The sequence below is a fragment of the Hymenobacter sp. 15J16-1T3B genome (assembly GCF_020711235.1).
Classification (GTDB): domain Bacteria; phylum Bacteroidota; class Bacteroidia; order Cytophagales; family Hymenobacteraceae; genus Solirubrum.
In genome coordinates this window covers 214,231-234,948 of the sequence record NZ_JAJFAV010000009.1, presented here as the reverse complement: position 1 = coordinate 234,948, position 20,718 = coordinate 214,231, and the positions used below count along the sequence as shown (strand labels likewise).

The 20,718-nt window shown below is 63.9% G+C and carries 20 protein-coding genes; 12 read left to right on the top strand and 8 right to left on the bottom strand.

What is annotated here, in order from left to right; translation table 11 throughout:
• Nucleotides 1-5: 5 nt before the first annotated feature.
• Nucleotides 6-674 (bottom strand): sugar transferase, encoded by a 669-nt coding sequence (locus LJ737_RS16605; protein ID WP_227767729.1) that lies wholly within the window; start codon nt 672-674, stop codon nt 6-8.
• Between the two features lie 142 nt (nt 675-816).
• Here LJ737_RS16605 and ispE point away from each other — a divergent pair, with 142 nt between their 5' ends.
• On the top strand, nt 817-1,635 hold the full coding sequence (gene ispE, locus LJ737_RS16600; RefSeq protein WP_227767728.1) for a 4-(cytidine 5'-diphospho)-2-C-methyl-D-erythritol kinase: 819 nt from the start codon (nt 817-819) through the stop codon (nt 1,633-1,635).
• Nucleotides 1,636-1,821: 186 nt separating this feature from the next.
• Complete coding sequence (gene pulA, locus LJ737_RS16595; RefSeq protein ID WP_227767726.1) at nt 1,822-3,813, top strand: type I pullulanase; 1,992 nt, start codon at nt 1,822-1,824, stop codon at nt 3,811-3,813.
• A gap of 156 nt (nt 3,814-3,969) precedes the next feature.
• Here pulA and LJ737_RS16590 read toward each other — a convergent pair whose 3' ends face one another.
• The 4 genes from LJ737_RS16590 to tgt form a co-directional block, all read right to left on the bottom strand.
• Nucleotides 3,970-4,905, bottom strand: coding sequence for a DMT family transporter (locus tag LJ737_RS16590; RefSeq protein WP_227767724.1), 936 nt, complete (start codon nt 4,903-4,905; stop codon nt 3,970-3,972).
• An 85-nt stretch (nt 4,906-4,990) separates the two neighbouring features.
• Nucleotides 4,991-6,073 carry an LptF/LptG family permease gene (locus tag LJ737_RS16585; protein ID WP_227767722.1) on the bottom strand — a complete coding sequence of 361 codons (1,083 nt, stop codon included), beginning with the start codon at nt 6,071-6,073 and terminating at the stop codon, nt 4,991-4,993.
• Nucleotides 6,074-6,077: 4 nt separating this feature from the next.
• Nucleotides 6,078-6,422 carry a MafI2 family immunity protein gene (locus LJ737_RS16580; RefSeq protein ID WP_227767721.1) on the bottom strand — a complete coding sequence of 115 codons (345 nt, stop codon included), beginning with the start codon at nt 6,420-6,422 and terminating at the stop codon, nt 6,078-6,080.
• A gap of 33 nt (nt 6,423-6,455) precedes the next feature.
• Nucleotides 6,456-7,586 (bottom strand): tRNA guanosine(34) transglycosylase Tgt, encoded by a 1,131-nt coding sequence (tgt, locus tag LJ737_RS16575; protein ID WP_227767719.1) that lies wholly within the window; start codon nt 7,584-7,586, stop codon nt 6,456-6,458.
• A 414-nt stretch (nt 7,587-8,000) separates the two neighbouring features.
• Between tgt and LJ737_RS16570 the strand changes: the two genes are divergently transcribed.
• The 3 genes from LJ737_RS16570 to rsmG all read left to right on the top strand — a co-directional run bounded on the left by LJ737_RS16570 (nt 8,001) and on the right by rsmG (nt 10,810).
• Nucleotides 8,001-9,140 carry a glycosyltransferase gene (locus LJ737_RS16570; protein WP_227767718.1) on the top strand — a complete coding sequence of 380 codons (1,140 nt, stop codon included), beginning with the start codon at nt 8,001-8,003 and terminating at the stop codon, nt 9,138-9,140.
• Nucleotides 9,131-9,754 carry an RNA polymerase sigma factor gene (locus LJ737_RS16565; protein ID WP_078013685.1) on the top strand — a complete coding sequence of 208 codons (624 nt, stop codon included), beginning with the start codon at nt 9,131-9,133 and terminating at the stop codon, nt 9,752-9,754. The genes LJ737_RS16570 and LJ737_RS16565 overlap by 10 nt, the downstream gene beginning before the upstream one ends.
• A 396-nt stretch (nt 9,755-10,150) precedes the next feature.
• Nucleotides 10,151-10,810 carry a 16S rRNA (guanine(527)-N(7))-methyltransferase RsmG gene (gene rsmG / locus LJ737_RS16560; RefSeq protein ID WP_227767716.1) on the top strand — a complete coding sequence of 220 codons (660 nt, stop codon included), beginning with the start codon at nt 10,151-10,153 and terminating at the stop codon, nt 10,808-10,810.
• Between the two features lie 125 nt (nt 10,811-10,935).
• Here rsmG and LJ737_RS16555 read toward each other — a convergent pair whose 3' ends face one another.
• Nucleotides 10,936-11,919: a YheT family hydrolase gene (locus tag LJ737_RS16555; protein ID WP_227767714.1), complete on the bottom strand. Its 984-nt coding sequence runs from the start codon at nt 11,917-11,919 to the stop codon at nt 10,936-10,938.
• 267 nt (nt 11,920-12,186) lie between these two features.
• Here LJ737_RS16555 and LJ737_RS16550 point away from each other — a divergent pair, with 267 nt between their 5' ends.
• The 4 genes from LJ737_RS16550 to LJ737_RS16535 all read left to right on the top strand — a co-directional run bounded on the left by LJ737_RS16550 (nt 12,187) and on the right by LJ737_RS16535 (nt 15,676).
• On the top strand, nt 12,187-12,906 hold the full coding sequence (locus LJ737_RS16550) for a DUF4142 domain-containing protein (protein ID WP_227767712.1): 720 nt from the start codon (nt 12,187-12,189) through the stop codon (nt 12,904-12,906).
• A 113-nt stretch (nt 12,907-13,019) separates the two neighbouring features.
• Complete coding sequence (locus LJ737_RS16545) at nt 13,020-13,655, top strand: DUF4142 domain-containing protein (protein ID WP_227767711.1); 636 nt, start codon at nt 13,020-13,022, stop codon at nt 13,653-13,655.
• A 128-nt stretch (nt 13,656-13,783) separates the two neighbouring features.
• Nucleotides 13,784-14,041 (top strand): 30S ribosomal protein S20, encoded by a 258-nt coding sequence (rpsT, locus tag LJ737_RS16540; RefSeq protein ID WP_111478633.1) that lies wholly within the window; start codon nt 13,784-13,786, stop codon nt 14,039-14,041.
• Between the two features lie 126 nt (nt 14,042-14,167).
• On the top strand, nt 14,168-15,676 hold the full coding sequence (locus LJ737_RS16535; RefSeq protein WP_227767709.1) for a T9SS type A sorting domain-containing protein: 1,509 nt from the start codon (nt 14,168-14,170) through the stop codon (nt 15,674-15,676).
• Nucleotides 15,677-15,746: 70 nt separating this feature from the next.
• Here LJ737_RS16535 and pyk read toward each other — a convergent pair whose 3' ends face one another.
• Both pyk and LJ737_RS16525 read right to left on the bottom strand, forming a co-directional pair.
• Nucleotides 15,747-17,186 (bottom strand): pyruvate kinase, encoded by a 1,440-nt coding sequence (pyk, locus tag LJ737_RS16530; RefSeq protein ID WP_227767706.1) that lies wholly within the window; start codon nt 17,184-17,186, stop codon nt 15,747-15,749.
• Nucleotides 17,187-17,508: 322 nt separating this feature from the next.
• Nucleotides 17,509-17,937 carry an IPExxxVDY family protein gene (locus LJ737_RS16525; protein ID WP_111478636.1) on the bottom strand — a complete coding sequence of 143 codons (429 nt, stop codon included), beginning with the start codon at nt 17,935-17,937 and terminating at the stop codon, nt 17,509-17,511.
• 153 nt (nt 17,938-18,090) lie between these two features.
• Between LJ737_RS16525 and LJ737_RS16520 the strand changes: the two genes are divergently transcribed.
• From LJ737_RS16520 to rnc, 3 genes are all read left to right on the top strand, one after another.
• Complete coding sequence (locus tag LJ737_RS16520; RefSeq protein ID WP_059067513.1) at nt 18,091-18,327, top strand: acyl carrier protein; 237 nt, start codon at nt 18,091-18,093, stop codon at nt 18,325-18,327.
• Between the two features lie 93 nt (nt 18,328-18,420).
• Complete coding sequence (gene fabF / locus LJ737_RS16515; RefSeq protein WP_227767703.1) at nt 18,421-19,671, top strand: beta-ketoacyl-ACP synthase II; 1,251 nt, start codon at nt 18,421-18,423, stop codon at nt 19,669-19,671.
• 263 nt (nt 19,672-19,934) lie between these two features.
• On the top strand, nt 19,935-20,654 hold the full coding sequence (gene rnc / locus LJ737_RS16510; protein WP_227767701.1) for a ribonuclease III: 720 nt from the start codon (nt 19,935-19,937) through the stop codon (nt 20,652-20,654).
• Nucleotides 20,655-20,718 lie beyond the last annotated feature (64 nt).

The window sequence follows — 20,718 nt, the reverse complement described above, 5'->3', positions numbered from 1 at the left end:
GGGTTTCACTCGGGGGAAGACGTGGGCGGCGGGCTGCCCCGGAAGGCCTCGGTGGTGGCGTGCCCGGGGGCGCTGATGCCGCGGGCGCCGAGCACGCGGGCCGCCGTCAGGGCTAGAATACGCAAATCCAGCCTAAACGACGCGTGCCGCACGTACCAAAGGTCGTACTCGAATTTCTGCTCCCAGCTGATGGCGTTGCGCCCGTTGACCTGCGCCCAGCCCGTGATGCCCGGGCGCACGTCGTGGCGGCGGGCCTGCGCGGGCGAGTACAGCGGCAGGTACTCGACCAGCAGCGGCCGGGGCCCGACCAGGCTCAGGTCGCCGCGCAGCACGTTCCAGAGCTGGGGTAGCTCGTCGAGGGAGGCGGCGCGCAGCCAGCGGCCGAGGCGGGTGAGGCGCTGGTCGTCGGGCAGCAGCTGGCCGCGGGCGTCGCGGGCCTCGGTCATGGTTTGGAGCTTGTAGAGCAGGAACACCCGGCCGTGCAGGCCCGGCCGCGGCTGCCGAAACAGCACCCCGCGCTGCCCCGGCTGCAACGCCAGCAGCGCCGCCGCCCCGGCCAGCACGGGCAGCGCCAGCAGCAGCAGCGGCAGCGCCAGCAGCACGTCGAAGGCGCGCTTGCCCCAGCGGTGGTACCAGGAGGCGGGTGCGGCGGACGGAACAAAAGCGAAGGACATGGCAGAAGCAGTGCGCCGCAAGTTAGGCGGCTCGGGCCACTGCCGCCGGGGTGTGACTCAGAACCACCTACGAACTGCCAGCCCGCGGCGCGGTAGCACCGCAGGCTGGCGCGGTAGCGCCGCGCTGCCGTTCTTTGCGCCCATGCTCGTCTTCCCCAACGCCAAGCTCAACCTCGGGCTGCACATCACGGAGCGCCGCCCCGACGGCTTCCACACCCTCGAAACCGTGATGCTGCCCCTGCCTTGGTGCGACGCGCTGGAGGTGCTGCCCGCCGCCGAAACCACGCTCACGCTCACCGGCCGCCCCATCCCCGGCGACCCGGCCACCAACCTCTGCCGCCGGGCCTACGAGCTGCTGCAGGCCGACTTCCCCGCGGTGCCGCCCGTGCACCTGCACCTGCACAAGGTGGTGCCCATCGGCGCTGGGCTGGGCGGGGGCTCGGCCGACGCCGCTTTTGCCCTGCGCGCCCTCAACCAGGTGCTGCAGCTGGGCCTGCCCGACGAGCAACTGGAAGCCTATGCCCGCCGCTTGGGCTCCGACTGCGCCTTTTTCATTCGCAACGAGCCTGCCTTGGCCCTGGGCCGCGGCGACGAGCTGCAGCCGCTGGCGCTGCCCCAGCTGCGCGGCGCGGCCTGCAAGGTCATTTACCCCAACCTGCACATCAGCACCGCCGAGGCCTACGCCGGCGTGACGCCCCAGGCCCCCGCCCACGAGCTGCGCGCGGCCCTGGCCGGTTCCGTCGAGAGCTGGCGCGACACGGTGGTCAACGACTTCGAAGCCTCGCTGGCGCCGAAGTACCCGCTGCTGGGCGAGCTAAAGGCGCAGCTCTACGCGGCCGGCGCCGCCTACGCCAGCCTGTCGGGCTCGGGCTCGGCGGTGTTCGGGCTCTGGCTGGAGCTGGCGGCGCCGCCCGCACTGGACTTGCCCGCGGAATACTTGGTGTGGGATGGGCAGTTGTGAGCCGGCCGGGGCGGGGTTACGCGGCGGGCAGCTTAGTGGGCCCAGCGGGTCAGCGCGCCACTCAGATGATTTAGCGCATCCGGAAGGTAAGCGGGCTAGCCGCCCCAGCCAATTTGCTGAGCGGGCGTTGTGAGGAAAGCCGCAAGGCCCCGCGCGGCCGTAGCTTTGCGGTCTGATTCGCCGCTCATGCTTCGTCTGTTTTCCTTCCTTGTCCTGCTGCTCATGGTTGTCGATGCGCCGGCCCACGCCCAGACCGAGGCCGACTACGCCCGCTACCCCACCTACGACGGCACCGATCTGGGCCTGACTTACCGGGAAGGAAAGCCCACCCTGCGCGTGTGGGCGCCCACGGCCGAGCAGCTCACCCTGCGCCTCTACGACGCGGGCACCGGCGGCCTGCCCCGCGCCACCCATGCCATGCAAAAGGCCGAGGGCGGCACTTGGACCTACCAGCTGCCCGCCGGCACCAGCGGCTTCTACACTGTGCAGGCCACCATTGGCGGCCAGGCCCGGGCCGAAGTAGCCGACCCCTACGTGCACGCCGTGGGCCTGAACGGGCAGCGCGGCGCCTTGCTGGACGCCGCGGCCGTCAGCCCCGCCGGCTGGGCCCAGGACCGGCGGCCCGCGCTTAAGCAGCCCACCGACGTGGTTATCGGTGAAGTGCACGTGCGCGACTTATCCATGCACCCGCAGTCGGGCATTCGGCACAAGGGCAAGTTTCTGGGCTTCACCGAAACGGCCACCCGCGGCCCGCAGGGCGTCAAAACCGGGCTGGACCACCTCGTGGAGCTGGGCCTGACGCACGTGCACCTACTGCCCACCAACGACTTCGCCTCCCTCGACGAAAGCCAGCCCGGGCAGCGCTACAACTGGGGCTACGACCCGCTGCACTACACCGTGCCCGAAGGCACCTACGCCACCGACGCGGCGGCCCCGCAGGCGCGCATTCTGGAGCTGAAACAGTTGGTGCAGGCCCTGCACGGCCGGGGCCTGCGCGTGGTGCTCGACGTGGTTTACAACCACACGGCCGACGCGGGCCGCTCCAGTTTCGAGCAGCTGGTGCCCGGCTACTACTACCGCCACGCGGCCGACGGCCGCCTGGCCAACGCCTCGGCCTGCGGCAACGAAGCGGCCTCCGAGCGGCCCATGGTGCGCAAGCTCATCGTGGAATCGGTGGCCTACTGGGCCTGCCACTACCGCGTCGACGGCTTCCGCTTCGACCTCATGGGTATCCTGGACCTGGAAACCATGCGTCAGGTGCGCGCTGCCCTCGATAAAGAGGACCCGAGCATCTTCATCTACGGCGAGGGATGGACAGCCGGGGCCAGCCCGCTGCCCGAGGCCCAGCGCGCGGTGAAAGCCAACGTGGCGCAAATGCCGGCCGTAGCGGCCTTCGGCGACGAGCTGCGCGACGGGGTGAAGGGCCACTTCGCCCGCCAGAAAGAACCGGGTTTTGCCAGCGGCCAGCCCGGCCTGGAGGAAAGCGTGAAGTTTGGCATCGTAGGGGCCACGCGCCACCCGCAGCTCGACTACGCCAAGGTCAACTACAGCCACGCGCCCTGGGCCGCCGCGCCCGCCCAGGCCCTCAACTACGTGGCCTGCCACGACGACATGGTGCTCTGGGACAAGTTGCGCGCCGCCAACCCCGATGCCTCCGAGGAAGAACTGATCCGCATGGACGCGCTCAGCAACGCCATCGTCTTCACCGCGCAGGGCGTGCCCTTCCTGCCCGTGGGCGACGAGTTTCTACGCAGCAAAAGCGGCGCCCACAACTCCTATAACCTGCCCGATTCCATCAACCAAATCGACTGGGGCCGCAAAGCGCGTTACGCCCCGGTATTTAAGTTCTACCGCGGCCTCATCGCCCTGCGCCGCGCCCACCCGGCTTTTCGCCTGCCTACGCAGGAACTGGTGGCCCGGCACCTGGAATTCCTGCCCGATGCGCCCGCCGGCACTGTTGCCTACCGCCTGCGCGAGCACGCCGGTGGGGACAAGTGGAACAACATCGTGGTGGTCTTCAACGGCAACCGCCGCCCCGCTCAGGTGCCCGTACCCGCCGGCCGTTACACGGTGGTGCTGCGCGGGCTGGAGGTCAATGACAAGGGCCTGGACCAGCTGACGCAGGACGCGAAGCCGCTGACCGTGCCCGCCAGCTCAGCGCTGATTCTAGTGCAGTAAGCCTGACTGGCCCTTTCCCCTTGGGATTGGGAAGAGCCGAATGCCCTAAACGACGGTAGCACCGATAGTCATTGCGAGCGAACCGACGTGGCTGACCTCAGGCGCCTCCTTCCTCGCTTGGGCGAGCCATTTAAGGAGAAAGAGCCGGGGACGAGGTTACCGCTCTACCAGCGACACTGCTTCGTCGGCGGTGGGCTTGCGGCGGCGCAGCTGCCACTGGTTGAGCACCGGGTGGATAAGCACGCTGAGCAGGATGATGAACGTGCCGGCGTAGAACCCGAACGAGAGCTTTTCCTGCCCGAAGCCGGGCACCGCCAGCCAGTACATGACAACGGCCAGTACGATGCCGTAGACCGGCTCCAGGTTGATGGTCAGGTTCACGGCGAAGGCGGAGAGGCGCTTCATCAGCTCCACGGAGGTGGAAAAGGCGTAGACCGTGCACACGCCGGCCAGCAGCAGCAGCCACAGCCAGTCGGCGGGCGTGGGGTCGAGGCTGGGCAGCGGCCCGCCGAAGGCCGGGCGGGCCACCAGAAACACCATGATGCTCAGGCAGGCGCCGCCCATTTCGTAGAGCGTCAGGCGCAGCGGCGGGTGGTCCTTGATGAGCCGGGCATTCAGCACGCTGAACAGGGCGCTCAGCCCCGCCGACAGGATGGCCACGCCCAGGCCCAGCAGCTGGTCAAACTCGGCCTGCGACACCAGGTATAGCCCCACCATGGCCACGAGGCCCAGCAGGATTTCGTAGGGCTGAAACTTCTTGCGCAGCAGCACGGGCTCCAGAATCGAAGTCCACAGGGCCAAGGTGGCCATGCCCGCCAAGCACACGCTCACCGACGAAAGGCGGGCCGCCAAGAAGAAGGTAATCCAGTGCGCGGCCACCAGCGCGCCCACGCCCACCAGCCGCAGCGCCTGCCCCGCGGGCACCCGCCAGGGCATGTTGCGCAGCCGCAGCAGCCCGATCAGCCCCACCGAGGCAATGAGCGTGCGGTAAAACACCAGCTCCACCGGCGGCAGCGAAATCAGCTTGCCCAGAATGGCCGTGAAGCCCCACAAAAACACGATGAAGTGGAGGCGGAGGTAGTCTTTGAGCATGGGTGAATTTGTGAACTTGTGAAGTTGTGAATGAGGAAGAAGGCGGCTCCGCTCTTCACAAATTCACCTTTCACAACTTCACCATTTAGCGGGGAACGAAGCGGTAGAGGATCAGCCCGATGGTGCTGAACACGATGTTGGGCACCCAGGCGGCCAGCATGGGGTGCATGTCGCCCACCAGGGCCAGGTTGCGGCTCAGAATGACGAAGCCGATGTAGATAAACGCCAGCACGAAGCCCAGGGCAATCTGCCCGCCCACGCCGTTGCGCGACTTGCGCGCGCTCATAATCACCCCGATGACGGTCAGAATCACGATGGCGAAGGGGTAGGCGTACCGCTCGTACTTCTCCACCAGGTAGATTTCCGTGTCGTCGGCGCCGCGGGCTATTTTCTCCCGGATGAACGCGTTCAGCTCGGGCATGGTCATGGTTTCCTGCAGCTTGAAGGTGCTGGCGAAATCCTTGGGGTAGAGGTTCAGGGTGGTGTCGCGCGGCGGATTCACCCGCAGCGACTCCTTGCCGCCCGGCCCGATGGTGCGCACCGTCTGCTGCGTCAGGTGCCAGGCCTTCTTGGTGGTGTCCCAGCTGATGGCCTCGGCCTGCATGCGCCGCTTGAGCAAGGTGCCCTCGATGGTTTCGATGGCAAAACGGTAGCCCACGTTGGCCGAGTTGTCGTAGCTTTCCAGGTAGGCGTAGTTGTTCGGCCCGATGCGGATGTGCACGTTGCGGCCCTGGAAGCGGTAGGGGTTCTTCACGTACTTCCGCTCGAAGTCCACCCGCGGCTTGTTGGCCAGCGGAATCACCCAGCCGATCAGCCCGAAAATGGCCCCGCCGATGAGCAGGCCACCCATGACGTAGGGCAGCAGAAAACGCCGGAAACTCACCCCGCTGGCCAGAATGGCCACCACCTCGGTGCGCGCCGCCAGCCGCGCCGTCACCAGCACCGTGGCAATGAACACGGTGATGGGGGAGAGCAGGTTGGCGTAGTACGGGAACAGGTTCAGGTAGTAGTCCCGGATAATCATCCAGGCGCCCAGGTCGTGCTTGATGAAGTCGTCGTTTTTCTCCGTGAAGTCAATCACGCAGATAACCATCACCAGCACCACCACCGTGAAGAAGAAGGTGGTGAGCAGCTTGCCGAGGACGTATTTATCGAGGAGACGAAGCATTGGCTTAAGCAGCTTCCTTTCTCAGAAAGGCGAATCCGCTGAAAGGATTGAGCATATTGTTTTTACTGTTTGAAAACAGACACTCTGCCTGAGCTGTGTCGAAGTCTTTGAAAGAGAAGGAGGCAAGGAACTCGGTCATAACGTTTGTAGCCCATTCCTCATCTTCTTCATTAGGCATTCTATCTAAATAGAAATACAGCTTTATGTACTTAATGGACGCACTGTAATCAAAGGCTACGGCACGTAAGTGCTGTTCTACTTCGCCTAACAGCGCGTTTTGGATGGCAAGCAAAATATCTGTTCGCAGCGGGCTCATGTCCGAAGTGAATGGTTCAGCGACGAGCGGCACCAAGCGAGGGTAACGCAGCAACGCGGACTATGCTTACAAACGTACCATCAGCTGCTTCACCATCTTTTCCTTCCACTCGCGGAAGGTGCCGGCCAGGATTTGCTCCCGGGCGTTGCGCACCAGCCAGAGGTAGAAGGTGAGATTGTGCACCGAAGCCGCCATGCCGGCCAGGTATTCGCTGGCGTGGAAGAGGTGGCGCAGGTAGGACTTGGAGTAGAACGTGCTGGCGTAGCCGCCGAGTTCTGCGTCGATGGGGGAGAAGTCCTGCTCCCACTTCTTGTTCTTGATGTTGATGATGCCCTGCGTGGTGAAGAGCATGCCGTTGCGGGCGTTGCGGGTGGGCAGCACGCAGTCGAACATGTCCACGCCCAGCGCAATGTTTTCCAGGATGTTGGCCGGCGTGCCCACGCCCATCAGGTAGCGCGGCTTGTCCTTGGGCAGGATGTCGCAGCAGAGTTCGGTCATTTCGTACATCAGCTCGGCCGGCTCGCCCACGCTCAGGCCGCCGATGGCGTTGCCCGCCCGGCCCTGCTCGGCAATAAACTCCGCCGACTTCACCCGCAGGTCCTTGAAGGTGGAGCCCTGCACGATGGGGAAGAGCTGCTGCTCGTAGCCGTAGAGCGGCTCGGTCTCGTCGATGCGCTGAATGCAGCGCTTCAGCCAGCGGTGCGTCATGTCCAAGGACTTGCGGGCGTATTCGTACTCGCAGGGCCAGGGCGTGCACTCGTCGAAGGCCATGATGATGTCGGCCCCGATGACGCGCTGAATGTCCATCACGCCCTCCGGCGTGAACAGGTGCTGCGAACCGTCGATGTGGGAGCGGAACTTGACGCCCTCCTCCTTGATCTTGCGCGTGTTGCTCAGCGAGTACACCTGGTAGCCGCCCGAGTCGGTGAGGATGGGCCGGTCCCAGCCGTTGAACTTGTGCAGGCCACCGGCTTTGCGCAGCGTGTCGAGGCCGGGGCGCAGGTATAGGTGGTACGTGTTGCCGAGAATGATCTGGGCCTGCACGTCGTCTTTCAGCTCGCGCTGGTGCACGGCTTTCACCGAGCCCGCCGTGCCCACCGGCATAAAAATGGGCGTCTGAATGCTGCCGTGGTCGGTGGTGAGCACGCCGGCGCGGGCCTTGCTCTGCGGGTCGTGGGCGACGAGGTCGAATTTCATCGGGAAAGTAGCGCGGCGGACGCAGCCGCACCTGAAGCTCAGGGCACCGGCCGCCAAAGAAGCCGCAAAGATAACCCGCCGCAGGTCTTAGGCGGGTTGTTATCTACAACAACGAGGCCGGTTTACCCCGCCGTCATTGCGAGGAGCCACGACGAAGCAATCCTGCCGCCCGCGGCACAACGGGCCCACTGGCACAAGCCGAAAACAGCACCGCTTGAAACTGGTATATCTGGTTTTGGGCGGCGCCATTTTCAGGTCGTGCTTCCCGTACCCTCGTGCCGCGAGCGGCAGGATTACTGCGCTTCGCTTGCAATGGCGGCTAGTGCCACCGATTGCCTCATATTTCTTCCCGTACCAGTTATACCCAGTCCGCCGTGGGCTACCTTTGCGGGCCGAATAAAAGCCGTCTTTGCCTTGCCCTTCCACCTCTCGCCCGTCTCCTGGCTGCTCGTGCTCAGCGTGCTGGTGCAGCTAGTGTACGCCGCGTATTACTTCTGGCCGTTTGCCCTGCGGCGCGTCGCCGAGGAGGTGGAGCCGGCGCCGGCCCACGAACAGGCGCACCCGGTGTCCATCATCGTAGCCGCCCGCAACGCCCTGGAGCAGCTGCGCTACCTCATGCCCGAGCTGCTGCAGCAGGACTACGCCCAGTTCGAAGTCGTGCTCATCGACGACCGCAGCGACGACGACACCGGCCTCTACACCCAGCAGCTGACCCAGTACTACCCCAATGTGCGCTTGGTCACCATCGGCAGCACCCCCGAGGGCATTGCGCCCAAGAAGTACGCCCTCACGCTCGGCATCAAAGTCGCCCGCTACCCCTACCTCCTCTTTACCGACGCCGACTGCCAGCCGGCCGGCAACCAGTGGCTGCGCCACATGGCCCGCGGCTTTGACGGCGGGGCCGATCTGGTGCTCGGCTACAGCCCCTACGCCGAAGCCGAAGGCTTTTTGAACAAGCTCATTCGCTTCGAAACGCTGCTTACCGGCCTGCAGTACCTCAGCTACGCCGAGCGCGGGCAGCCCTACATGGGCGTGGGCCGCAACCTGGCCTACACCAAGGCCACGTTCATGGCCACCAAGGGGTTTGCCTCCCACATTCGCCGCCTCAGCGGCGACGACGACCTGCTGGTGCAGGACGCGGTGCAACTCGGCAAGACGGCCCGCGTCGTTACCGCAGCCGCGGCCCAGACCATCAGCTACGCCCCCGACAGCTGGGGCCAGTGGTGGCGGCAGAAGCGCCGGCACCTTTCGGCCGGCACTCGTTACCGGTTTTCTGACCGGGTTCGGCTTGGAACCTTTATCTTAGCTAACGGCTTGTTTTATGTTGGAACTCTGGCGGCATTTGTAGTGCCTGAGCCTGAGTGGGTAGCACTGGCGGCGGTATGGGGAGTCCGAACCTCAGCCGTAGTTGCTACGTACGCGCAGGCCAGCCGCCGCCTCCACGACCGGCAACCTTGGTGGTTGATACCGGTTCTGGATGCGGGGTATTTTTTTGCCTACTCTCTCCTGACAGCCTCGTTAGTGCTCAACCGCAACCCCTCCCGATGGAAGTAAATAATCAGGACCTCCAGAAGCAGTTCTCGGCCAAGGCCAAGCACGACTTCAAGCTTATTCGCTCCGCCGTAGAAAAGGGCGACGAAAAAGCGTACGCCGAACTGATGCAGATTTACAAGAAGCCCGTGTACCACGTGGTCTTGAAAATGGTGCGCAACCCCGACGACGCCGAAGACCTCACCATCGAGGCCTTCGCCAAGGCGTTTCGCAACCTGCACAAATTCAACCCCGAGTACGCCTTCAGCACCTGGCTGTTTCGCATCGCCACCAACAACTGCATCGACTTTATTCGCAAGAATAAAATCAAAACGATGTCCATCGACTCGGCCATCAAGATTGACAACGGCGACGAAATCACCATTGATTTCCGCGACAACAACCTAAACCCGGCGGAGTCGGCCATCAAAAACCAGAAAATCGAAATCATGCAGCACGTCGTGTCGCGGCTGCCCGATAAGTACCAGCGCCTCGTGACTTTGCGCTACTTCGACGAGCTGAGCTACGAAGAAATTGCCCAGGAGCTGAAAGCCCCGCTCGGCACCGTGAAAGCCCAGCTGCACCGCGCCCGCGAGCTGCTCTACGACATGGTGAAAAACAAAAAAGAAATCATCTAGCCTTTGGGCTGATGCTGATTCCGACCAACGCCCCGCTCTGCAGAGCGGGGCGTTGCTGTTTAGAGCCGGTACACCGGTCGTCCTTGCAAAACGGCCTGACGGTTCACCGGCTGTCATTGCGAGCGAAGCGCGGCAATCGTTCCGCTCGCGGCACGACGGCCCAATGGGCAGCAGCAAAAACTGGTATCAGCGGCTTTGAGCAGGACCGGTTTCGGTTGGTAAGCATTGCCTCGGCGGTGCTACTATGAGGACCGATTGCCGCGCTTCGCTCGCAATGACGTGCTAGTGCAGCCGTCTGCCGGGGCGCCGCTGCTGGTCTTCCCGAGTAACTCCCAAGTGCCGCCGATACGGTGGGCGCTACCAGCGTCCCTTGCTTAGCGTACCTTTGCTAGCACGATGGAAATCCTCTTCCGCTACTTCCCCGACCTCACCCCGCGCCAGCGCGAACAGTTTCAGCAGCTCGACCACGAATTCCGCGGCTGGAACGAGCGCGTCAACCTCATTGCCCGCACCGACGTCGACAACCTCGCCGAGCGCCACTTCCTGCACTCCGCCGGCATTGCCAAGGTAGTGCAGTTCCCCAGCGGGTCCTCCGTGCTCGACGTAGGCACCGGCGGCGGCCTGCCCGGCCTGCCGCTGGCCATCCTGTTTCCGGAAGTGGAGTTTCTCCTCATCGACAGCATCGGCAAGAAGATCAAGGCGGTGCAGGACATGGCCCACGCCCTGAAGCTGCACAACGTGACGGCCGAGCAGATCCGCGCCGAGCAGGTGCGGCAGAAGTTCGACTTCGTGGTAAGCCGCGCCGTGACGCGCTTGGCCAACTTCCACCCCTGGATTGCCCAGCGCTACACCAACACCGCCGGCGCCAGCGAAACCCACGGCCTGTACTACCTCAAAGGCGGCGACTTGACCGAGGAAATCGAGGAATCGGGCCTGGTAGCGCAGGTGACCAACCTCAGCGACTTTTTCAGCGAGGAATTCTTCGAAACTAAGAAGGTCGTGTTCGTGCCCGCCAACAAAGCCCTGGCCCGCGGCAAGCGCACCAACAACGTATAGCACCCCGCCTGCGAACCGCGCCCTTTAGAAGCCCACAAGGCCCGCCCGGTTTCGGGCGGGCCTTGTTCTTTTTGCGAAGTCGGCTGCGCTCGGAGAGTCGCGCCGCGCGCAGTGGCCCAAGCTGGCTAAGCCGGTACCGTGGCCGTCAAAAACTCCACGGCGCGCCGCTCCGAGTAGTATTGCCCGTCGGAGGGCAGCCCTTCGGCAAAGCCCACGTGGCCGCCGGCCTCGGGCGTTTCCAGGAACACGTAGGGGCTGCGCTCGGCCGCATCCCGCGGAAAGCAGGCCGGCGGCAAAAACGGGTCGTTCTGGGCGTTGACGATGAGCGTCGGAATGCGGATGCCGTCGAGGTAACGGCCCGAGGAGCTCCGCTCGTAGTACTCGTCGGCCGACTTGAAGCCGTGCAGCGGAGCCGTGTACCGGTCGTCGAACTGCGGAAAGTCGCTGAGCTCTTCCAAGCCTTCCACGCTCAGCTGCCCGGGCAGCAGCTCGGCCTTGCGGCGGATTTTTTCGCGCAGGGTTTTCAGGAAGCGGTTTAGGTAGATGCGGTTTTCCAACCGGGAAATGTGCATGGAACCCGCTTTCAGGTCCGTGGGCACCGAAAACACGGCCGCGCGCTCCACTTGCGCGGGCACCCGCGCCGCGTCTTCGCCGAGGTACTTCAGCGTCATGTTTCCGCCGGCCGAGAAGCCCGTCAGAAACACGCGGCGGTAGCGGCCGGTGCGCAGCGCCTGCTGCACCACGAAGTGCAGGTCGTCGGTGTCGCCGAGGTGGTAGGCGCGCAGCAGGCGGTTCGGCTCGCCGCTGCAGCTGCGGTAGTTCCAGGCCAGCGCATCGATGCCGGCTTTGTTCAGGGCCCGGGCCATGCCACGCACGTAGGGCCGGCCGGCGTCGCCTTCGAGGCCGTGCGAGATGATGCCCAGCGTGTCGGCCAAATGCTCCGTGCGGGCCCAGTCGAGGTCGAGGAAGTCGCCGTCGGCCGTTTCCACGCGCTGGCGTTGGTAGTGCACCTCGGGTACTTCGCGCAGCAGGCTAGGCACAATGGTTTGCAGGTGGCCGTTGAAGAGGTAGAACGGCGGCCGGTAGCGGGATTCGGTGACGAGGGGCATGGCGGCGGGGTAGGGGAGGAAGAAAGTCCCGAAGCAGCAAAGGAAGATACGCAATTCTTTCGGCATGCATACCATTTTCGCGGCGGTTGTGCTAAATACTCCCTGCTGGATAAACGGCTGCTGCGTCGCGAAAGTGCCAGCTCTGCCGGGGCAGTTTCGCTAGCCAAAGGACGCACGGAATAGCAATAGTCGAGTTAGAAAAATACAAACAAGTAATGGCTGGGTGCCGTATCAAGCAGCTGTTGTTCACTCTATTGATTAAGACCCATGAAACGCACCGCGCCTTTTCTGTTGATTCTGCCCCTGCTGGTTAGTGCCTGCAGTTCGTCTTCTTCCACCACGGGCACGGCGGGCGCCAGCACGGCCGGCAGCTCCATCACCAGCACGTCTTCGTCCAACGACGCCACCTCGGGCGCCGCGGCCACCCCGCCCATCGTCGGCGGGTCGGGCGGCGTCATCATCGGCAGCGGCACCAACACGGGCACCGACGTCAGCTCCGGCCGCAGCGCCGCCGACGTGGCCAGCGACGTGAACCTATTTGCCGGCACTTTCGCCACCATGGACGACCCGACGTTCATGCTCACGGCCGCCAGCAGCAACATGCTGGAGGTGCAGATGGGGCAACTGGCCGCCCAGAAAGCCAGCAGCGCCGAAGTGCGCAAGTACGGACAGATGATGGTCGACCACCACACCAAAGCCACCCAGGATTGGCAGAGCGTGGCCTCCGCGTTGAGCGTGACCAAGCCGGCCGCGCTGATGCCGGTGCACCAAGCCATGCTGGACCGCGTGGCGGCTAAATCGGGCAAGGATTTCGACGAGGCCTACATGGACGCGATGGAAACGGCCCACAAGCTGGACGTGGCCATGTTCGAGGTGAAGAGCAAAGGCGCCCAGAACGCGGCCGTGCAGTCCTTCGCCTCCCGTACCTTGCCCATGCTTCGCTCGCACGGCACCATGGCCAATAGCCTGGAAAAGAAGGTGGACTAAGCCGCCATCGGGGCCCGGGCGCGGGCTGCGCCCGGGATAAGCGAAGCGCCCACGCCACCAACTACGGTTGAGCAAACGGCGTATGCACTTCCGACCACAACCACTTGATACCCATGAAACGCGCCTTTCTGCCGCTGCTCGCGGCCGGCCTGCTGCTAAGCTCCGCCTGCACCAGCACCAACCCCGAAACCGAACAGGCCTCGGCCGCCCGGGCCGATGCGGCCACCAACCGCCCACCCGGCAGCTCGGAAGTGCTCGGGGCCTACGACCCCGGCACGCCGGAGGCCATGAACCCGACCACCGCCGACGCGCTGCGCGGCTTTACCGATCCGGAGTTTCTGCTGACCGTCGCCAGCAGCAACGAAATGGAAATTCAGCTCGGGACGCTGGCCGCCCAGCAGGGCAGCACCGACGCCGTGAAGCAGTACGGGCAGATGATGGTGGACCACCACACCACCGCCAGCCAGGAGCTGAGCTCGGTGGCTACCCAGCTCGACGTGAAGCCCTCGGTGGCCATCATGCCCATGCACCAGCAGCTCATCGACCGGCTCAAAAACAAATCGGGCCGCGCCTTCGACGAGCGGTACCTGGACGTGATGGAAACGGCCCACAAGCTCGACATCGTCATGTTCGAGGCCAAGGAGAAGAAGGCGGAAACCCCGGCCGTGCAGGCCTTCGCCGCCAAAACCTTGCCCATGCTGCGCACCCACCTAGCCGAAGCCAACACCCTCGAAAAGCAGGTCGACTGAGGAGTTGCCGGTGCCGGCAAGGCAATTCTTCGTCAACGGGTTTGCTATTTCCGAGCCGACTTCCTACCTTTGCCAACCCAATTGACTAGGAACCTCGACAGAACCTCTGTTTTCTCGCTTTTCAAAACATGGCAAATCATAAGTCGGCTCTGAAGCGCATCCGCTCGAACGAAGCCAAGCGCGTGTTGAACCGTTACCAGCACAAATCGACCCGCACGGCCGTTAAGAAACTGCGTGCTACCACCGACGCCTCGGAAGCTCAAGAGCTGCTGAAGAAAGTGTCGTCGATGCTCGACCGTCTGGCCAAGAAGAACATCATCCACAAGAACAAGGCTGCCAACAACAAGTCCAGCCTGACCAAGTACGTAAACTCGCTGGCTGCCTAAGCAGCCGAGAGTTTAGTCGAGTTCTTGACGAAGGCCCCGCGCTACCGGCGCGGGGCCTTCGTGCGTTTGTGGCGGGGTTGGGCGGAGTAAGTATATATTGCTGCTGAATTATTTCCGTTGCATCCTATGAAATACCTGTACCGTTTACTGGTCCTGACGGGCCTTACCGCTTTGTCCTTTTCGGCCGCGCAAGGCCAGGACTGGCGCCCCTTCCGCCCCGGGCTGATTTACTCCTACAGCTGGAGCACCACCAACGCCACGCACACGCTGCGGCTGGACTCGGCCTACGTAGCCGGTACCGACTCGGTGTATGCCTTCAACCGGGTGCTGCGGCCCACCGCCACCAGCGCGTACCAGTTCCGGTCCTCGCGCAACAACATCATGGGCGCCCGCCTGATCTGCCGCCCGGCTCAGCGCGAGTACGCCCTGGAAACCCTGGCCGAATCTGGCTTGGCCGCCCAAACGCTGGTGCTGCGGCCCCGCGTGGCCATCGGCAGCAGCTGGGCCGCCACGCCCACGCTCACGGCCACGCTGACCAGCCGCGTGCAGCGCACCTGGGGCCTGGCCCCCAACGTGGTTACCGACTCGGTGGCCACCATCACGCTCAGCAACGGGCGCATCATCGAGCTGAGCCGGGCGCACGGCCTGCTGCGCGGCCCTTCCAACTGGACGACCACCGCGGTCGACTTGTTGCAGGGCAATACCCTGCCCGTGCCGTATCAGGAGTCGGTTTACAGCCCCTTGGTGCACTTTGACTTCCAGCCCGGCGACGAGTTCGGCTACATCAGCGAAGACTCCAACCCGCTGCCCTGCTTCCGCAACTTCGAATTGCGGCGCATCCTAACGCGCCAGCAAACGGCCGACAGCCTGATTTATACCTATCAGTCGCAAAAGGAATTCAACCGCTACGGCGGCCCCGGTCACCCCTGCGGTTTCACGGCTTCCTACACGCTGCAGCCGATGGTGGTCGGGCGCATGGCCGTGCCGCTGCGCCGGCCCCAGTGGAGCAACCTGAACTACTACTACACCCACAGCGCCCTGGGGCTGCTCACCTACGAGTACGCGCGCCTCTCGCCGGCGGCCGCCAATTCCCTGCTGATGGGCGAGGCCCTGACCACCGGCAGCGGCGGTTGCCCGCGCAACGGCCGCCAGCTGGTGTCCTACGCCCGCATGTACCTCAACGGCAGCGGCAGCACCAGCTTCTACACCTACGGCGTGGATGCGGCCGGTGGCACGCATACTTACGCCAGCGGCGTGGGCGAAGTGAACAATTTCGAATGGTACTTGCAGTACTACCGCAAGCTGCAGCCCGGCGGCACCTACGCCACCTGCGGCACGCGCACCAATTTCAACGCCCTGCTGCCCAGCCGCGAGGCCCAAAGTGCCGCCCGCCTGCAGCTCTACCCCAATCCCGCCGCCCACGAGGCCACCCTGCAGCTGCAGCAGCCCGCCCCGGCGGCTGCCCGCCTGAGCCTGCTCGACGCGCTGGGTCGGGAAGTACGCCGGCAAGCCCTTGGCCGCGGCGAAACCAAGGCCACGGTGCCGCTGACCGGCCTGCCCGCGGGCCTGTACGTGGTGCAACTGCAGCTGCCCGGCGAAGCGCCGCTGGTGCTGCGCTTGCAGCACATAGACTAGGCAAGTAGACTCGTAAAAAAGCCCGCGCTGCAACAGCAGCGCGGGCTTTTTGCTTGCCGGTCGGGAGTGATTAAGCCACGCTCAGCTTGATCATGTTGGTCTTGCCCTTCTCGCCGATGGGCATGGAGGCGGTGTTGATGAACACGTCGCCTTTTTCCAGGTTGCCGGTGGTCGTCAGGATGTACTTGATGTCCGACACCGAGCTGTCGGTGCTCACCATGCGGTCGTAGTAGAAGCCGCGCACGCCCCAGATCAGGCTCAGCGTCGTGAGCAGGTTGCGGTTGTCGGTGAAGATGAAAATGCTGGCTTTGGGGCGGTACTTGGCAATCTGGAAAGCCGTGTAGCCGCGGTGCGTCATGCCGGTAATTGCCTTGGCGCCGGTGTTCTTGGCCATGTGGCAGGCCGCCGACAGCACGCTGTCGACCATGAACGTGGGCGACTCCGGCGTGATAGAGTGCCAGCGGTGATACAGCGACTCGCGGCGCGATTCCACGCTCTGAATCGTACCCACCATCGAGCGAATCACCTCGGCGGGGTAGGCGCCCACGGCGGTTTCGGCCGAGAGCATCACCGCGTCGGCCCCGTCGATGACGGCGTTGGCCACGTCGCTGGTTTCGGCGCGCGTCGGGCGCGGGGCCGTGATCATGCTCTCCATCATCTGCGTGGCCACAATCACCGGCTTGCCGGCCTTGTTGCACTTCTCGATGATCATCTTCTGGGCCATCGGCACCTCTTCCATCTTCACCTCTACGCCCAGGTCGCCGCGGGCCACCATCACCGCGTCGGTCAGGGCAATGATGTCGTCGAGGTTCTTCAGGCCTTCGGGCGTCTCGATCTTGGCCACTACCTTGGCCTGCTTGCCGCTTTCGGCAATAATTTGCTTGATAAAGCGGATGTCCTCGCCGCGGCGGGCAAACGAGAGGGCAATCCAGTCCACGTCGTTTTCCAGGCCGAACTTGAGGTCCTCAATGTCCTTTTCGGTCATCGACGGGGCCGACACTTCCGAGTCGGGCAGGTTGATGCCCTTGCGCGGCTTCACCAGCCCGCCGTAAATCACCTCGCACACCACTTCCTTTTCGCGGTCGGTGCTGATGACGCGCAGCTCAATCTTGCCGTCGTCGATCAGAATCATGTCGCCGGCTTTCACGTCGCGGGCCAAACCCAGGTAGATAGTGCTGATGCGGCCGGGGCGGCTGATTTCCTTTTCGCCGCACACCAAGGTGATTTGCTCGCCGGCTTTGATTTCGAACGAGCCGCCTTCCACCTCGCCCAGGCGGATTTTGGGGCCCTGCAAGTCCTGCAGCAGACCCACGTGCGTGCGCAGGTCCTTGTTGAGGCGGCGCACGAGATTAATCACGTTCTGGTGCTCCTCGTGGGCGCCGTGGGAGAAGTTGAGGCGAAACACGTCCACGCCCTCGCGGATGAGCATGCCGAGCTTCTCGTAGGTGTTGGAAGCCGGCCCGACGGTGGCGACAATCTTGGTTTTGTTGAAGGTGGGACGATTTTCCATGTATTGATGGGTCTTGTACTGCAGAAGCAAAGCAACGATTAGTTGCGGAGTTTTTTTATGAAGCTGGGCGAGGCGCAGCCGAAGGACCTTAGTACGCGAAACGAGCGGCTGACGCCGTCATGCTGAGCGCGCGTGGGCTTCCCTCGACGGCGGCATCGGCGCCGGCCCCGCGTCCCGGAGTGAGCGGGGCGAGAAGCGGCCGGCGGATGGCGGCGCAGGGGAGGCCTAAGCAGCGCTCGGAATGACGGTGGGAGCGTCGTTCGGGCGTACTAAGGTCCTTCGGTTGGGCCGGCCGTGCGGGGAACACGGCCGGTTTGCGGCCCTAAAAGAGCAAGTTTTCTTTGAACTTAAGCGTATTCGGGTCGAAGCGGCAGGCGTATTGCACCTCCGGCAGGGCTGTGAGCTGCTCCAGTAACTGGTCGGCGTCGAGCGCGCCGGTGCCGTTTTGTACCTGAATCAGGTAGTCGTACTCCTTGATATCGGGCGCCAGAAACGGCTTTTTCAGCGGCGAGGGGTCCACCGAGCGGTTGCGCAGCAGGCGCAGCGTGGCCGTTTCGGTGGCGTGCAGATAGTTGCTGATGACCAGCCGCCCGCGGGTAAGCAAATCGTAGATCAGATCCTGCTGCTTGACCAGGCGCAGGCGCAGGGCGCGGTTCAGCGTCCAGGCCAGCTTATGGTCCCGGCTCGACGACACCACGCCGAACAGGTCGAAGTCACAATCGTAGTCGCAGTCGAGCGTGAGGGTTTTCATAGCGCAGCACGGAATCGGGTCCAACGGCCGTAAAACTACGCGTTTGCGGGGGCAAGACCAGCGCCCGCGGCGGGGCAAATGCAACCGTCCGGTTTGATAATGTTGAGGAAGATGGTGTTATTTGTGCCCGAGTTTTCTTTAAACCCCACGGAAATGTCTGAAATCGCAGAAAAAGTAAAAAGCATCATCGTTGACAAGCTGGGCGTAGAGCCGTCGGAAGTGACCCCGGAGGCAAGCTTCACCAACGACCTCGGCGCTGACTCGCTGGACACGGTTGAGCTCATCATGGAGTTCGAAAAAGAGTTCAACGTAAGCATCCCCGACGACCAAGCTGAAAACATCGGCACCGTGGGTCAAGCCATTGCCTACCTCGAAGAGCACGCCAAATAAGGCATCTTTACTTAGCTAAAGCAGAACCGCTTTGCCGGCCGGCTCGTGCCGGCCGTTTTCTTTTTCCCCGTTTTACCCCTTCGCACCTCTTTTATGGCGCTACGGAGAGTTGTTGTTACTGGTCTCGGAGCCATCACCCCGCTCGGCAAAACGGTTGCCGAATACTGGGACGGTTTGTCACGCGGCGTGAGTGGGGCCGCCCCCATCACCCGGTTCGACGCCAGCAAGTTCAAAACCCGCTTTGCCTGCGAAGTGAAGGGCTACAATCCCGACGACTACTTCGAACGCAAGGAAGGCCGCAAGATGGACCTGTTCACGCAGTTTGCCATCATCGCCAGCGACCAGGCCATTGCCGACGCCGGCCTGCAGGAAGGCGTGAACAAGGACCGCGTGGGCGTTATCTGGGGCTCGGGCATCGGCGGGCTGCGCACCTTCCAGGAGGAGTGCATTGCCTTCGGCCGCGGCGACGGAACCCCCCGCTTCAACCCCTTCTTCATTCCGAAGATGATTGCCGACTCGTCGTCGGGCAACATCTCGATCAAGCACGGCTTCCGCGGCCCGAACTTCGTCACGACCTCGGCCTGCGCCTCGTCGTCCGACTCCATCATCGCCGCCTTCAACTACATCCGCCTGAACATGGCCGATGTGATTGTGACCGGCGGTTCGGAAGCGGCCATTACCGAAGCGGGCGTGGGCGGCTTTAACGCCATCAAGGCCATGAGCGAGCGGAACGACGCGCCCGAGCTGGCCTCGCGCCCCTACGACAAGGAGCGCGACGGATTCGTGCTCGGCGAGGGAGCCGGCGCGCTGGTGCTCGAGGAGTACGAGCACGCCAAGGCCCGCGGCGCCAAGATTTACGCCGAGCTGCTCGGCGGCGGCCTCTCGTCCGACGCCTACCACATCACCGCCCCGGACCCCGACGGCAACGGCGTGGTGCTGGTGATGCAGAACGCACTGCGCGACGCGGGCATCACCCCGGCCGACGTGGACTACATCAACACCCACGGCACCAGCACCCCGCTGGGTGACGGGGCCGAGGTGAAGGCCATTCAGAAGGTGTTCGGCGAAGATGCCTACAACCTGAACATCAGCTCGACCAAGAGCATGACCGGTCACTTGCTGGGCGGCGCGGGCGGCATCGAGGCGCTGGCCAGCATTCTGGCCATTCAGCACGGCGTGGTGCCCCCGACCATCAACCACTTCACCGACGACCCGGAGCTGGACGCGCGGCTGAACTTCACGTTCAACCAAGCCCAGCAGCGCGAGGTGAACGTGGCGCTGAGCAATACCTTCGGCTTTGGCGGACACAACACGTCGGTGGTGTTCGGCAAGTTTCGCGACTAACGCCGCCAACCGAGCCAGCGGATACGCCAAGAACGTCATGCTGCGCCGGGTGGGAGTCGAAAACGATTGTCATGCTGAGCCCCGTCGAAGCATCTTTCCCGCTTCGCTGAAGCGCGGTAGGAGAGAGGCTTCGACGGGGCTCAGCATGCTGCTTTTTTAGCCGCCCGCAACCCTGCGGAGCGGCGGTTGGGTGGTCTCCGCCCGGCGTTTTACCAGTACCAACCCTTTCGCTTATGCCTCACCGCGGCGGGCGCACGTTACCGTTGTTCGGAATTTTTCGCCGCTTGCTGGGTCACGACCGGCAGTTTCGGCAGGCCATTGCCTCCGTGACGGGCCGCACCCCGGACAACGTGCGCCTCTACCGGCTGGCTTTCACCCACGCTTCGCTGGTGCGCCAGCAGGGCCAGACGCGCCACCTCTCCAACGAGCGGCTGGAGTTCCTGGGCGACGCCGTGCTCGGCGCGGTGGTGGCCGAGTACCTGTTTCTGAAATACCCCTACGAGCCGGAGGGCTTCCTGACGGAAATCCGCTCGCGCATCGTGAACCGGGAAAGCATGAACCAGCTGGCCCTGAAGCTCGGCCTCGACGCGCTGGTGCAGCTCGACCCCGGGCAGAGCCGCTCGGCCCGTTCGCGCTCCGTCAACGGCAACGCGCTGGAGGCTCTGGTGGGCGCGGTGTACCTCGACCACGGCTACGAGCAGGCCCGGCAGTTCGTGCTCAAGCGCCTGATTCGGCCCTACGTGGACGTGAAGGCGCTGACCTCGACCACGGCCAACTTCAAGAGCAAGCTCATCGAGTGGGCCCAGCGCCACGGCAAAGCGGTGCGCTACGAGCTCAACGGGGAACAGCGCAGCGGCGGGGTGATGGAGTTTTCGGCCACGGTGATGATTGACGAGGAAGCCGTGGCCACGGGCATGGGTCTCTCCAAGAAGCAGGCCGAGCAGCAGGCCGCCGAACGGGCCCTGGCGGCGCTGGGGGTCTAACGCCTACCCAACTACGCGCCCGTAATTTTGGGCCGCAACAACCCGATTAGTGCCTCCGGCGGCT

Bases quoted from the DNA above. Each gene is read 5' to 3' on its own strand.
- LJ737_RS16590 (WP_227767724.1), bottom strand. From the start codon at position 4,905: ATGCTCAAAGACTACCTCCGCCTCCACTTCATCGTGTTTTTGTGGGGC.
- LJ737_RS16545 (WP_227767711.1), top strand. From the start codon at position 13,020: ATGAAACGCGCCTTTCTGCCGCTGCTCGCGGCCGGCCTGCTGCTAAGC.
- fabF (WP_227767703.1), top strand. From the start codon at position 18,421: ATGGCGCTACGGAGAGTTGTTGTTACTGGTCTCGGAGCCATCACCCCG.
- LJ737_RS16525 (WP_111478636.1), bottom strand. From the start codon at position 17,937: ATGAAAACCCTCACGCTCGACTGCGACTACGATTGTGACTTCGACCTG.
- LJ737_RS16565 (WP_078013685.1), top strand. From the start codon at position 9,131: ATGGAAGTAAATAATCAGGACCTCCAGAAGCAGTTCTCGGCCAAGGCC.
- rpsT (WP_111478633.1), top strand. From the start codon at position 13,784: ATGGCAAATCATAAGTCGGCTCTGAAGCGCATCCGCTCGAACGAAGCC.
- LJ737_RS16550 (WP_227767712.1), top strand. From the start codon at position 12,187: ATGAAACGCACCGCGCCTTTTCTGTTGATTCTGCCCCTGCTGGTTAGT.
- rsmG (WP_227767716.1), top strand. From the start codon at position 10,151: ATGGAAATCCTCTTCCGCTACTTCCCCGACCTCACCCCGCGCCAGCGC.
- pulA (WP_227767726.1), top strand. From the start codon at position 1,822: ATGCTTCGTCTGTTTTCCTTCCTTGTCCTGCTGCTCATGGTTGTCGAT.
- LJ737_RS16605 (WP_227767729.1), bottom strand. From the start codon at position 674: ATGTCCTTCGCTTTTGTTCCGTCCGCCGCACCCGCCTCCTGGTACCAC.
- ispE (WP_227767728.1), top strand. From the start codon at position 817: ATGCTCGTCTTCCCCAACGCCAAGCTCAACCTCGGGCTGCACATCACG.
- LJ737_RS16535 (WP_227767709.1), top strand. From the start codon at position 14,168: ATGAAATACCTGTACCGTTTACTGGTCCTGACGGGCCTTACCGCTTTG.
- LJ737_RS16555 (WP_227767714.1), bottom strand. From the start codon at position 11,919: ATGCCCCTCGTCACCGAATCCCGCTACCGGCCGCCGTTCTACCTCTTC.
- LJ737_RS16585 (WP_227767722.1), bottom strand. From the start codon at position 6,073: ATGCTTCGTCTCCTCGATAAATACGTCCTCGGCAAGCTGCTCACCACC.
- pyk (WP_227767706.1), bottom strand. From the start codon at position 17,186: ATGGAAAATCGTCCCACCTTCAACAAAACCAAGATTGTCGCCACCGTC.
- LJ737_RS16520 (WP_059067513.1), top strand. From the start codon at position 18,091: ATGTCTGAAATCGCAGAAAAAGTAAAAAGCATCATCGTTGACAAGCTG.
- tgt (WP_227767719.1), bottom strand. From the start codon at position 7,586: ATGAAATTCGACCTCGTCGCCCACGACCCGCAGAGCAAGGCCCGCGCC.